Annotated in this window: 9 protein-coding genes and 2 pseudogenes; 2 read left to right on the top strand and 9 right to left on the bottom strand. The window is 59.3% G+C overall.

Annotation, left to right across the window (positions count from 1 at the left end):
• Positions 1-250: 250 nt before the first annotated feature.
• Entirely contained in the window at positions 251-1,012 is a 762-nt protein-coding gene (locus tag JQF37_RS21640) for an SDR family oxidoreductase (RefSeq protein WP_130206908.1), read from the top strand.
• A 118-nt stretch (positions 1,013-1,130) separates the two neighbouring features.
• Here JQF37_RS21640 and JQF37_RS31475 read toward each other — a convergent pair.
• The 6 genes and pseudogenes from JQF37_RS31475 to JQF37_RS21615 form a co-directional block, all read right to left on the bottom strand.
• A pseudogene (locus JQF37_RS31475) lies at positions 1,131-1,397 on the bottom strand (hypothetical protein); the annotation flags it as partial.
• Entirely contained in the window at positions 1,343-1,708 is a 366-nt protein-coding gene (locus tag JQF37_RS21635; protein ID WP_189340394.1) for a hypothetical protein, read from the bottom strand. The pseudogene JQF37_RS31475 and the gene JQF37_RS21635, both read right to left, overlap by 55 nt.
• A gap of 105 nt (positions 1,709-1,813) precedes the next feature.
• Positions 1,814-2,149 (bottom strand): hypothetical protein, encoded by a 336-nt coding sequence (locus tag JQF37_RS21630; protein WP_189340395.1) that lies wholly within the window; start codon positions 2,147-2,149, stop codon positions 1,814-1,816.
• A 345-nt stretch (positions 2,150-2,494) separates the two neighbouring features.
• Entirely contained in the window at positions 2,495-3,619 is a 1,125-nt protein-coding gene (locus JQF37_RS21625) for an ABC transporter permease (RefSeq protein ID WP_130206910.1), read from the bottom strand.
• A gap of 1 nt (position 3,620) precedes the next feature.
• Positions 3,621-6,359 carry a ribosome-associated ATPase/putative transporter RbbA gene (rbbA, locus tag JQF37_RS21620; protein ID WP_204149761.1) on the bottom strand — a complete coding sequence of 913 codons (2,739 nt, stop codon included), beginning with the start codon at positions 6,357-6,359 and terminating at the stop codon, positions 3,621-3,623.
• Between the two features lie 2 nt (positions 6,360-6,361).
• Positions 6,362-7,405 (bottom strand): efflux RND transporter periplasmic adaptor subunit, encoded by a 1,044-nt coding sequence (locus JQF37_RS21615; protein ID WP_130207046.1) that lies wholly within the window; start codon positions 7,403-7,405, stop codon positions 6,362-6,364.
• Positions 7,406-7,753: 348 nt separating this feature from the next.
• On the opposite strand from JQF37_RS21615, the pseudogene JQF37_RS31470 reads away from it, so the two are divergent.
• Positions 7,754-7,891 (top strand): annotated as a pseudogene (locus tag JQF37_RS31470) (AraC family transcriptional regulator); the annotation flags it as partial.
• A gap of 127 nt (positions 7,892-8,018) precedes the next feature.
• Here JQF37_RS31470 and JQF37_RS21610 read toward each other — a convergent pair.
• Genes JQF37_RS21610 through JQF37_RS21600 form a run of 3 tightly spaced genes read right to left on the bottom strand, consistent with a single transcriptional unit; the run spans position 8,019 to position 13,346 of the window.
• The gene (locus tag JQF37_RS21610) at positions 8,019-8,774 is read right to left on the bottom strand and encodes a VacJ family lipoprotein (RefSeq protein WP_130206914.1); all 756 of its coding nucleotides are present in this window, start codon (positions 8,772-8,774) and stop codon (positions 8,019-8,021) included.
• A 46-nt stretch (positions 8,775-8,820) separates the two neighbouring features.
• Positions 8,821-10,215, bottom strand: a complete 1,395-nt coding sequence (locus JQF37_RS21605) for an efflux transporter outer membrane subunit (protein ID WP_189340396.1) — start codon at positions 10,213-10,215, stop codon at positions 8,821-8,823.
• Entirely contained in the window at positions 10,212-13,346 is a 3,135-nt protein-coding gene (locus JQF37_RS21600; protein WP_130206916.1) for an efflux RND transporter permease subunit, read from the bottom strand. The genes JQF37_RS21605 and JQF37_RS21600 overlap by 4 nt, the downstream gene beginning before the upstream one ends.

Genomic DNA, 13,346 nt, shown 5'->3' with positions numbered 1-13,346 from the left:
ACGCAAGTCGGGATGCCCTGACGTATATTGTTGTCCATTGCGTGACCTCGAAACAAACATCAGTAACTCGTGAAACGGGTGCACACTGAGATATCCAGACTGCATTTTAAGAACCAGCTGCACAAATATGACTTCCAACAGCACGACATTCAGGGTCGGCAACTTACCAGCAGATAGGAAATGATTCCCACCTACGACGACCCACGGTGTTGCGGTGGTGGTTCTCTAGCAACCCCTTCGAGATTTCCATATGAAACCCAATCCTCCAATCGATAACGCACTACGCGTCGCGTTGGTTACAGGGTCCACTTCCGGTATCGGCGCAGCCATTGCACGTACACTGAGCCGGGCAGGCTATGCGGTGGTCCTCCATTCGCGAAACTCTGCGGATACGGGTCGCGCTATGGCTGCCGAAATGAAACAGGCTATCTACGTGCAAGCTGATCTTGCTTTTGAAGCTGACAGGGTCAGGCTTGTTAACGAGGCGATCGCCGCGTGGGGTCAGCTCGACGTATTGGTCAATAACGCCGGTATCAGCAGAGTTATTCCGCACAGCGATCTTGCCTCGGCCACTTCGGCGGTGTGGCACGAACTTAACGAGATAAATGTGGTGGCGCCGTTCCACCTAGTCGCATTGGCCGAATCGGCATTGCGCGATGCCGCCCGTTACCGTCGAGCAGGTAGCGTCGTAAACATCAGTTCGCATGCTGGTGTCCGTCCTAAGGGCGCATCCATTCCCTACGCGGTGAGCAAAGCTGCGCTCAATCACATGACCCGCTTGCTCGCGGTGTCACTTGGGCCAGACATTCGCGTAAATGCTGTGGCGCCTGGCTTGGTCGACACGCCTCTGACCGCAGAGTGGACAGGTGCCCAAGAGTTGTGGCGAGATCGCGCCCCAATGCGCAGGGCCGCTAGCCCAGACGATATTGCAAACGCTGTTGCAATGTTGGTTGATTCGGACTACTTAACCGGTGAAATACTCCTGTCAGACGGCGGATTAAATCTGACCTAGGTTTAGCGCACTCCGCAGGGGCGGCGCGAGAAGACGAGTTACTTTGCTTTGCCGACGGGCTCAAACGCCGGACGGATACGATAGCTTTGGAGGACGGGCTAGATGACTTTGCCGGACGGATACCGCTGTCGCCGTCTTGCTGCGCCTTGACCATTGCGGTGCGAGCATCCGCGATCTTCTGATCGATTTGGATAATCTGAGCACCGGTCGTGCTCTTCTTAGTCTTGGCTGCTTCGAGCGCATCGATTTCAGATTGGTAGCCTTGGGCAACTTCGTCGGCCTGCTGCTTCAACAGACTGACGCGCTGCTCCGTGTAACTCGCCTGGCTGATCACTCCCGCGCGCTGGGAGGCTTCCAGTTCCTTCTCGGCGTTTTTGTAATAGGCCAGGGTCTCGCCTGCTCACCTTGCCATTTGGCGATATCGGCCTCGGCGTCCCTCTGATCCTCCAGCATGTTGAGCTGATTGGTATAGAGGTCGATCATCTCCTGCTTGTTCTGGAACAAGCCGATGTTGCCGGCTTGCCGCCCAGTGGGATAGAAGAGGTAGGTCATGGCCAAAGACAATGTGCAGCTCCAGCGAGAAAAGCGTGCCAAGGAGAAAGGCTTGCTGGAGCGGATCGGATCGGAGCCGAGAAGCGCACGTTGATTGTGTCGAAGGCGCTTGATGATGCCCTTCAGGTGCTGGGCGAGCGCCACGACTTCGACGAATGGCAGGAGACGGTGTCGACCTTCCTGCTCAATCTCGCCGCCGCACCTCCTGAAGAGTCCGCACGCTTCGCAAACATGTCGCGACCTAAAATCCTAATTACTGAAAAGCAGTCGCGGCAGCTTAAAGAGTTTGCGCACACGAGCAAGCGGATTGAAAGCTGATGATTTGTAGCGCTGAGTGACGATCATTCGGCCGATTTCAAACCCAAACTCAATTGCATCGTCGCGCGAGACAAAGAGCATTGCAGGTGATTCGTCCCACTCTCTGATCATCTGTCCGGCCAACCAAATCGAAACATTTGTTGTGTGATACGTCCGCAAACTTTCCAGGCCGTCAGGCTTTGCTCTGAAGGGGCCTTCTGCAGCAACGAGGATCTCGTAGCCAAGGTAAGCCTCTTGTTTTGTACTGATTGAACGCTCCATCATCATTATTGCTGTCCATTGCCTGTACGGGATTTGGGGCAACCTTACTCGAAAACCCGAGTAATTCCAAATAGCCACCATCCTCTGTCGCATCCCGTCACGGAGGGCGGCGCCTACCGGAGATAACCTTGACCCCACCATTCGAAAGCCCCAATGGGCTATGGCGTCGCCTTGGTTACGCCATTGAGCGTGGGCTGCGAGGAGTACGGACGATTCGCCGCCAAGACGGATCGGAGGTCAACATCGATAGGGAGCGCGGACGCCACACTGGGGAGATTGAAGCGGCGCGGCAAGAACTGGCGCGCCTGCCGCACGGCGAAAGCGCGTGCCAGGCTCATCACGCGCATCGCCCTATCGCAAGTTTGCAACGGACCGTCGGAACAGCACCAAACTCACCGAGAGAAATGTCATACCCATCACCAGGACCGTCAGGAACTCTTTCCAGACGATGCCGAGATCCGCACCTCTATAAACGATCGCCTGCGTGAAGCTCACATAGTGCCGTGACGGGAAAAACCACGTCACGTACTGGACCCATTGCGGTTGACTCTCGATCGGCGACATACCGCCCGACAGCATCATCATCGGCATCACCGTCATCATCATCAAAAGGGCAAACTGTGCCATGGTGCGGGCGAGCGTGCCCAAGAAGATGCCGATCGCCGCCGTGGCGAAGACGTAGATGACGGTTCCAAGCACCAGGAGACCGCGCGAGCCGGCGATCGGAACGTCGAGGAGCCCCTCGATCACGAATAAAAGAGAGAAGATGAAGCCGACGATTATCACCACCCCGTTCGACCACACCTTGGCGAGCGCAATCTCGAAGGCCGACAGCGGCATCACCAGCAGGTGCTCAATCGTGCCATGCTCCCGCTCGCGCAAAAGCGCCGCGCCGGTCAGGATAATAATCAGCATCGACAGCTGATCGGCAAGGCCGACGATCGCGCGGAACCAGGATTGCGTGCCGTTTGGATTAAAGGCGCGGCGGATGACGAGGTTGGAGGAGAGACCGTTGGTTTGCTTCGCCTCTTGTCGGTAGCGCTTGACTTTGTCGGTCACCATGTTCTGGATATAGCCGGCGCCCAAGGACGCCTGCTGAACCGCAGTGGCGTCCACGTTGACTTGCACTTTGATATTGCGCCCGTTGCGCGCATCCGCTTCAAAGCGCGGAGGAATGACGACGACGAAGGTGTAGAGACCTTCGTCCATAGCGCGATCGATATCGGCGGCGCCGATTGTTTTGGCCGTCTGGAAGTAAGGGGGATAGAAAAGTCCGGCAATCGATCGCGAGAGGCTGGAGTTGTCTTCGTCAACGATTGCCACGGCGGCGTTGTTGACGGTCTCGCCGGCTCCGGTCGACTGCGTATAGATGCTGACGCCGAAGGACCAGATGATGAAGAGGATCATCATCTGGTCCTTCGAGAGGGTGCGCAACTCCTTGGTGCCGAGCCAGAATATGTTGGAGAGGCTGCGCACGTTATTTCTCCTGTTTGCGCAAGAGCAGCGCGGACAGCAGCAGGAAGGTCGGACAAAACAGGGCCAGCGTCAGCAGATCGGTAGCCATGTCGCTGAAGCCAAGCCCCTTGGTGAACGCGCCGACGCTCATATGCATGTAGTAGCTCGTGGGCCAGATCGACCCCATGAGGCGTGCACCACCCTCCAGCGTCGAGACGGGCTGCATCATGCCGGAGAATTGCATGGTCGGCAGCAATGACAGCACCGCTCCGGCGAACACCGCTGCGACTTGGCTCGACGTGAAGGTCGAGATGAAAAGCCCGTAGCCAGTGGCCGCCGCCACATAGAGAAGCGCGCCAAGCGCCAGGGTGAGAATGTCGCCCTTGAGCGGGACCTTGAAGAGGAACAGCACGGTCGCGGTCATGATGAAGAAGTTGATCATGCCGACGCCGACGTAGGGCAACTGCTTGCCGATCAGGAACTCCAGCCGCGTTGTGGGTGTGGCGTAAAAGTTCGTAATTGTGCCGATCTCTTTTTCGCGGGCAACGCTGACAGCCATCAGAATGGCAAGAAACATCATGAGCAGCATCGCCGGCACGGCCGGCCCTATCGCATAGATGCTTTCGGCTGTCGGGTTGTAACGATAGCGGACCTCAAGGCTGGTCGTCGGGTTGGAGGCCGCCGGGACGCTGGACTCCCGATCTCGCTGCTCGGAGAAGAGATTGTGTGCCTGCTCGACATAGCCCTCGATGGTGGCGGCGCGCGAGGTGTTGGCGCCATCGATCCAGGCCGCTACCTGCCAATCGGAGCCGCGTTTTACCAGGCGCCCGAAGTCCGGTGGAATCTCGATGGCAAGCGTGATGTCGTTTGACTTCAGGCGCTGCTGCATTTCATCGACGCTACGGATCGGCGTCTTTTCGGTGAAGTATTGCGAACTCGAGTAATTGACGAGATAGGCCCGGCTCTGCGGCGTGTTGTCGTGGTCAAACGCCGCGTAGGTGAGATTGGTTACGTCGCTGGAGACACCGAAGCCGAAGATCAACAACATGAAGAAGGAGCCGAGGAAGGCGAAGACCAGTCGCACCGGATCGCGCATAAGCGACAGCGTCTCGCACTTGGCATAGGCGAGGAGGCGTCGCAGCGGCATGAAGGTTGAGCGGCCGGACGACGAAGCCTCGGCTTTTTGCAGTATCTGCACCTGGGGCGTCGCCGCTTCGGGCGCGGACGAAGAGGTCTCGGCGTCCTCGATATAGGCGATGAACGCCTCTTCCAGATCCACTCCGCCTTTGGAGGCGATGACGTTCTGCGGCGTGTCGCAGACGAGGACGCACCCCGCATGCATCAATGAAATGCGGTCGCAACGCATCGCCTCGCTCATGAAATGCGTGGAGACGAAGATCGTGACATTGCGGCTTCGCGAGAGATCGCCGAGCAGGCGCCAAAACTCGTCGCGTGCCTGCGGATCGACACCCGACGTGGGCTCATCCAGGATCAACAGCTCGGGATCGTGCACGATCGCCACGGCCAGAGAAAGGCGTTGCCGCACCCCGAGCGGCAGCGAATTGGCTTCAGCGTCGACATAATCGACAAGACCGACATCGACCAGGAGTTTGGCTATGCGGTCCTTAATGTGGTCTGCGGCCAGATGAAAAAGACGGGCATGAAGAAGGAGATTCTGCTGTACGGTGAGTTCGCCATAGAGTGAGAACGATTGCGACATGAAGCCGACGCGCTGGCGGATCGACAGGTCGTTGGCATCGACCGGCTTTCCGCATACCTGGGCCTCTCCCTCGCTCGGCGCCAGCAGCCCGGTCAGCATCTTCATGGTCGTGGTCTTGCCGCAGCCGTTCGAGCCGAGGAAGCCAAAAATTTCTCCGCGCTCGATGGCGAAGCTGACGCGATCGACTGCGGTAAAACTGCCGAAACGGCATGTCAAATTCTTCGCGACAATGACCGGAGCCTCCGTGCTCGGTATGCGTGGTGCAATGACGAGGCGCTGAGACTTCGATTTTTGTCCTGGCTGCAGGGCGACAAAGACAGCTTCCAGGGTTTGCTCGCCGGTCTTCGCGCGCAACTCATCCGCCGTGCCACAGGCGAGCACTTTTGCGTGATCCATCACGATGAGCCAATCACAATAGCTCGCCTCGTCCATATAGGCGGTGGAAACGACAACACTCATCGTCGGCCGCTCGCGCCGCAGATCGCCGATGAGATTCCAGAACTGTCGGCGCGACAGCGGATCGACCCCTGTCGTTGGCTCGTCGAGAATAAGAAGATCGGGGTCGTGAATGAGCGCGCAGCACAGACCGAGTTTTTGCTTCATGCCGCCCGACAACTTTCCGGCAGGCCGGTCAAGAAAGGGCAGCAGGCCGGTGGCGGCCGCCAAGCGGCGCGTGCGTGCGTCACACTCTGACGCGGACAGACCGAAGAGCGCTCCGAAGAAGGCCAGGTTCTCGCGGACGCTGATTTCCTGATAAAGATTCTTGCCGAGTCCTTGCGGCATATAGGCAATGCGCGTGCAGACGGAACGGCGATGCCGTGCATTGTCCATGCTACCGTCGAGCACCTCGACCAAGCCGGTCTGCAGCTTGCGCGCACCGGCGATCAGGCCGAGAAGCGTGGACTTGCCGGCTCCATCAGGACCGATGACGCCCGTCATCCGACCGCTCGGCAGTTCGAGCGACACATCGTCGAGCGCGCAGACCTCGCCATAGACATGGGTCGCGCCGCGAACCTTGGCGATCGGGACGCAAGCCACCATCGTCAATCTCCCGCATCAACAGGATCATCCTGGAGGCGCTTTTGCAGGTTATCCGGCCACTTGGGCGGATTCGGATCAAGGCGCACATAGCCGATGCCACGGGCGCCCGTTTTCACCTGTTCGATGTGACGCTCGACGAGACTTGGCGGTATGCGCAGCTTGATCCGGAACATCAGTTTGTCGCGCTCACTGCGCGTTTCGACCTGCTTGGGTGTGAATTGAGCCTCTGGAGAGACAAAGCTCACTTTGGCCGGGACGGCGAAGTCGGTACCGTCGAACTGAATTCGCGCTTGCGACCCGATGGGTAGGCGCATGGCCTGTTCGGAGGGAAGGTAGATCTCCATATAAATTTCCGACAGATTAATAATCGTCAGGACCTTGCCGCCCGCCGAAAGGACTTCTCCGGGATTGGCCAGTCGATAGAGAACGCGGCCCCGCACCGGCGCCAGAAGGATAGTATCGGCGATCTGGGCGTCGATCTGATCGACCAGAGCTTGCGCGGCCGTAACCGACCGTTCGCGCGCTGTCACGATCCTCTGCGCAGCGTCAAGGACGGCGCGCGCGGAATCATGGTCGCTCTGTGCCTGATCGCGGTCCTCCTGGCTGATCGCCCCTGTTTCAACAAGCTTAAGAGCCCGGCGAAGATTGGCTTTCTTGAGGGCCAGTTCTGCCTGCCGCTGAGTGACGGTCGCTTTCGCTTCAAGCATCGAGGCGTCCTCTGAAGCCACGTCGGCAACATATTTGGCACGCTGGGCCTGCAACTCCGTCGTATCGATGCGCGCCAGTACTTGCCCCGCGGTGACGAGATCGCCTTCCTGGACCAAGACCTCCCGGATGCGCCCGGCCAACTTCGCGGCGATGTCGACCTGGTCGGATTCGATGCGCCCATTCCCTGACACAAGCCCCTCGGGCACTTTGCCATGCTGACTCTGCCACCAATACCAAGCGCCGCCGACGCCGGCTGCCATAACAATGACAAGGATGAGAAGAACTCTGGCGGAAATACGCCGCCTGGAAGCTTTCGCATCGTTACTCGGGATGGTCATCACGATCAGTTCCTTAGACGTGCGGCGCGGGAGTAAAACATCGATAAGGCCGCGAACACGCACCTGCCGAGCTGCGATCGCGCGCTTTCAAACTCTGTCTGTGAATACCTTGGTCAATCTATTTAATAAATATTGCCAGTTAACCGCCGCACATGGTGTGACCTTTATCAATCTATCAATCTATCAATCTATCAATTGAGCTGAATCTGAGGCTGGTCATGGAGTCATCGTTGGCCCCGGCGTTGTCGAGTTTCGGTGAACTACTCTAGCTAATGCGGCATTTGCGAATATTGCTAGAAAGTGTCGAAAATATATCCGTGCAGACGCAAAGCGTCCTGTTCATGAAAACTCCCGCTATCCCAGGGCGACGCCGGGCAGCTGACGCAGACCTGCGACATGCACCTGAGCGGCCGTAACGGGCTGGAGCGCATGCTGATGCACCTTGTTAGCGACGCTTACCATCAAGATCCGTTGCTCAACAACCACTTGGCCGGGCTGCTGGATAACGCGCTGCACAACGTCACACAGTTACCCTGCTCGGTCAGTCGCAGGGTGATCAGGTGCTGTTGATCGTATCAACGGGTATCTTCATCCCAAGGTCGAAACGCACTTATCAAAAGTCATCCTCTACGTTTCCAGCCCTGATCTTGAACTCTCGGCTTTGCAGATAAACACTGCGGATAAAGTTGTACTTATCGCCGGTGATGAGCTTTTCGGATTTTATATATTGAGCGCGTCCGTCGATCAGGCCCACGCCGTACAGGCTGTTGCGCGTGGGGACATCGCCGATGTAGCGAACCGGGTTGGCGTAGGCATCGGGCAGGACGGCTGGCGCATCGCGAAGTGTGCTTGGCCCCAAGAGTGGCAGTACAAGATAAGGACCACTATTTACACCCCAGTGACCGAGGGTCTGACCGAAATCTTCATCACTGCGCCGCAGCCCCATAGGCGTCGCGATGTCGATCAACCCCACAAGGCCTACCGTGCTGTTAAGTAAAAAGCGGCTCGTATCAACCCCGGCACTATGAAACTTTGCTTGAAGTAAATTATTAGCCAGATTTTTGACCTCCCCCAGATTGTTGAAAACGTTATGAATACCGTCTTGAGCAATGCGGGGGGTGACAAATTGATAGCCTTGGGCGAGTGGCTTCAGTGCATACGTATCCAACGTGTCATTGAATGAAAAGATAGGTCGGTTAATACCTTCCCACGGATCTGCGTCGGAATTCGCCCAGGCAAGGGGTGAAAGCGTGATGAAACCGGCGCAGGTCAGTACCTGGACGCAACGGCTTAACGTGGAACGATAGGCACACATGTTGATTTCCCATTGAATGAAGTAAGCCGGTTTGGTGCGCGCACGTCGTTCCATCGCTGCGAGACTGTGTGCAGGTGGCAGAGCCATTTCCCATGGGCGGTCAATTCCAACCGCCCCCCAACACTTTGTACAACGTGATGCGATTACTCTGCTCGGTCAGGCGCAGGGTGATCAGGTCCTGTTGAGCGCTGTAGAGCGAGCGCTGCGCATCCAAGGCTTCCAGGTAGCTTTTGGACCCGCCCCGATACAACGCATCCGAGAGTTCGAAGCTTTTGCGGCTGGCGTCGGTCAGTGCCTGTTGTGCGGCGATACGACGATCCAGGGTGCTGCGCACAGCCAGTGCGTCGGCCACTTCGCGGAACGCGGTCTGCAGGGTCTGCTGATACGTCTGTATCTGGATATCGCGCTCGACCTTGGCCGAATCCAAGGTCGCGCGGTTACTCCCGCCATCGAAAATCGGCACGCTGATGCTCGGTGCAAAGGTCCAGGCACCGCTGCCGGATTTGAACAGGCCGGCCAACGCCGTACTGGACGAGCCAGCGTTGGCGGTCAGGCTGATGCTGGGGTAGAACGCCGCACGGGCCGCGCCGATGTCGATATTGGCCGACTTGAGCGTGTGTTCCGCCGACAGCACATCCGGGCGTTGTTGCAACAGGCTCGAAGGCAAACCCGCCGGTATGTCCACCAGCACCGCCGCCGATTCCAAGTGCGTGCCCGGCAGGAGCGCTTCGGGAAGGTCACTGCCGACCAACAGGCGCAAGGCATTGCGGTCCTGCAGAATCTGGCTCTCGTAGGACGCCACGTCGCCGCGCGCCGACTCGACGGTAGTCTGGGCTTGCGCCACGGACAGCGCGGAGGAACCGCCCAGGGCATAGCTGCGCTGGGTCAGGTCGTAGGTGGCCAATTGGCTGGTCAGGGTTTCCTGGGCCAGCAATAGCCGTTCGTTGTCGGCGGCCAGGGTCAGCCAGGCGGTGGCCACTTCGGCCACCAGGCTGATTTGCGTGCTGCGTCGGGTTTCCGTCAGCGCCAGGTAGTTTTCCAGCGCTTCGTCGCGAAGGTTGCGGACCCGGCCAAACACGTCCAGTTCATAACTGCTCAGGCCCAATTGCGCGCTGTAATCGTGGCTGGTGACCGCCGTACCGGAGTTGGACAGCGACCCAGGCGTGCGGCTATGGGTGCCGCTGACGCTCGCATCGATGGTGGGAAACAGGTCCGCGCGCTTGATGCGGTATTGCGCCTGCGCTTTTTCAACGTTCAGGCTGGCCAGGCGCAAGTCGCGGTTATTGGCCAGCGCCAACGCCTGCAACTGCGCCAGGCGGCTGTCGGTGAAGAACTGTTGCCATTTCACATCAGCACCCACCTGCCCTTTCGGCAGGTTGGCCACCGGCAGCCATTGGCCGGAGACGGGTGCTTCAGGACGCTCATACTGGGGCGCCAGATTGACGCAGCCCCCCAGGACCATGGCGGCCAGCAAAGGCCAGTGTGACTTGATCATGCATCACCTGTCGGGGCAGATTGGTTAGCGCTGCGCTCGCCGCCAAAACGGCGGCGGATCAGCACAAAAAACAGCGGGACCAAGAAGATCCCCAGCACCGTGGCGCTGAACATGCCGCCCAGCACGCCCGTACCGATGGCCTGGCGCCCGGCGGAGCCTGCGCCGGTGCTCAAGGCCAGCGGCAGCACGCCGAACATGAAGGCCAGGGACGTCATCAGGATCGGCCGCAAGCGTTGGCGCACCGCGATCAGCGTCGCGTCGATCACGCTGTTGCCCTGCTCTTGCAGGTGCTTGGCGAACTCCACGATCAGGATCGCGTTCTTCGCGGCCAGCCCCACGGTGGTCAACAGCCCCACCTGGAAATACACGTCGTTGCTCAACCCGGCGACGCGGGTCGCCAGCACGGCACCGATCACCCCCAGGGGCACCACCAGAATCACCGAGAACGGCACCGACCAACTCTCGTAGAGCGCGGCCAGGCACAGGAATACAAACAAGACAGAGATGGCATAGAGCATCGGGGCCTGGGACCCGGACAGCCGCAATTGATAGGACTGCCCGGTCCATTCGTAGCCGATGCCCTGGGGCAATTGCCGGACGATGGCCTCCACGGCATTCATCGCGTCACCGGCACTCACGCCTGGCGCGGGGTCACCGACGATTTCCAGCGAGGCGTTACCGTTGTAGCGCTCCAGTAACGGTGAGCCGTAACTCCAGGTGCTGCTGGCAAACGATGAGAACGGCACCATTTCATTGTTGCTGTTGCGCACAAACCAATGATCCAGGTCGGCGGCCTGCATGCGCGCGGATGCCTGGCCCTGCACATAGACTTTTTTCACCCGGCCCTGGTTGAGAAAGTCATTCACGTACGTACCGCCCAACGCCGTCGACAACGTGGTGTTGATATCGCTGGTACTCAGGCTCAGGGCGCCAGCCTTGCGGTCGTCGATGCTGACCTTGAGCTGCGGCGCATCGTCCAGGCCGTTGCTGCGCACTCCCAGCAAGCGTGGATCTTTTCTGGCCAGCTCAAGAAACTGTTCGCGGGCCGCCACCAGCGCATCATGGCCCAGGCCACCGAGGTCCTTGAGTTGCAAGTCGAACCCCGAGCTCTGGCCCAGACCGCGTACGGTCGGCGGTTGCATGACGAACGCGTCGGCATCGCCAATGCTGGCCAGTGCCATGGTCGCTCGCTGGGCAATCGCGGCCGCACTCTGGCCGCGGCCACCGCGCTCATCCCAATCCTTGAGGCGGATAAACGCCCGCGCAGTGTTCTGGCTGTTCCCCCCCATGCCCAACCCGCTGATGCTGATCATCGCTTCGACTTCGGGCTGTTTGAGGATGTAGTCCTCGAATTGCTTGATCACCGCCTGTGTACGGCTGTCGGTCGCGCCCACGGGCAACTGGATCTGTGCCAGGAGGATCCCTTGGTCTTCGTCCGGCAGGAATGAAGTGGCCAGGCTCATGTAGCCCACCGCCATGATCACCAGCACCACGCCATAGAGCAGCAGGCTGCGTACCCAATGCCGCAGCACCACCCCGACCCAGCGCTCATAACCGGCGCTGGCACGCTCGAAGGTGCGGTTGAACCAGCCGAAGAACCCGTGCTGGGCACCATGCCCCTGGCCGTCGCGGTTTTTGAGCAACGAGGCGCACAGCGCGGGTGTCAGGGTCATCGCCACCAACACCGACAGGACCATGGCCGAAACGATGGTCACGGAAAACTGCCGATAGATAATCCCGGTGGAACCCCCGAAAAACGCCATGGGGATAAACACCGCGCTCAGCACCAGGGTGATGCCCACCAGCGCGCTGCTGATTTCCCCCATCGATTGACGCGTGGCCGCCACGGGCGATAACCCCTCGCCCATCAGCCGCTCGACGTTTTCCACCACGACAATGGCGTCGTCCACCAGCAAGCCGATCGCCAGGACCATGGCAAACATCGTCAAGGTGTTGATCGAGTAGCCAAACATCGCCAGCACACCGAACGTGCCCAGCAGCACCACCGGCACGGTAATCGCCGGGATCAGCGTCGCGCGCAGGTTTTGCAGGAACAGAAACATGATCAACACCACCAGCACGATGGCCTCGCCCAAGGCTTTGACCACTTCCTCGATGGACAGGCTGACAAACGGCGTGGTGTCGTAGGCAATCACGTTTTTAAGTTGCATTTCGCTCGGGTAGAACGGCTCCATCTCTTTGAGCTTGGCCTTGACCGCCTTGCCGACGTTCAGCGCATTGGCGCCTGCCGCCAACTGCACACCCATGGCAGCGGCGGGCTTGCCGTTGAGGGCGGTGCTGATGTCGTAGCTTTCACTGCCCAATTCCAAGGTCGCGACATCGCCCAGCAGCACGACGGCGCCGTCGCTGTTGGACTTGACCACCACGTTGCGAAACTCGTCGACCGTCTGCAGTTTGCTGCGGGCGCTGATCGTGGCGTTCAACTGCTGCCCCTTGATCGCCGGCAAGCCACCGAGCTGGCCAGCGGAGACTTCGGTGTTCTGCGCTTCCAGGGCACTGCTGATGTCTGACGGCATCAGCGCGTATTTTTCCAGCAGGGCCGGGGCCAGCCAGATTCGCATGGCGTAGCCTGATCCCAGGGTCTGCACATCGCCAACGCCGTCTATGCGGCTGATGGAGTCCAGCAAGGTGGTGGAAATGTAGTCGCCGATCTGGGTGCCGGTCACGCTGGGGTCATCCGACGCCAGGGCGACAATCATCAAGAAGTCCGAACCGCCCTTGGTCACGGTCAGGCCTTCGCTCTGTACCGATTGCGGCAGTCTCGACTCGGCTTGTTGCAGCTTGTTCTGCACCTGCATCTGGGCCACATCCGGGTCGGTGCCGGCGGTAAAGGTCAGACTGATGCTGGCACTGCCCGCCGAACTGCTGGTGGCGGACATGTAGGTCAGGTTATCCAGGCCTTTCATCTGCTGTTCGATGACCTGGGTCACCGAGTCTTCCACGGTCTTGGCCGAAGCCCCGGTGTAAGTGGCGGAAATCTTCACCGTGGGCGGCGCGATGTCCGGGTATTGCTCCAGCGGCAACTGGCTGATGGACAGGCTGCCACCGAGCATGATCACGATGGCGATGACCCAGGCGAAAATCGGTCGATCAATAAAAAAACGCGCCAC

This window comes from Pseudomonas sp. MIL9 (assembly GCF_016887925.1).
GTDB lineage: Bacteria > Pseudomonadota > Gammaproteobacteria > Pseudomonadales > Pseudomonadaceae > Aquipseudomonas > Aquipseudomonas mohnii.
The sequence above is the reverse complement of the archived record's forward strand: the minus strand, read 5'-3'. Positions and strand labels throughout refer to the sequence as shown.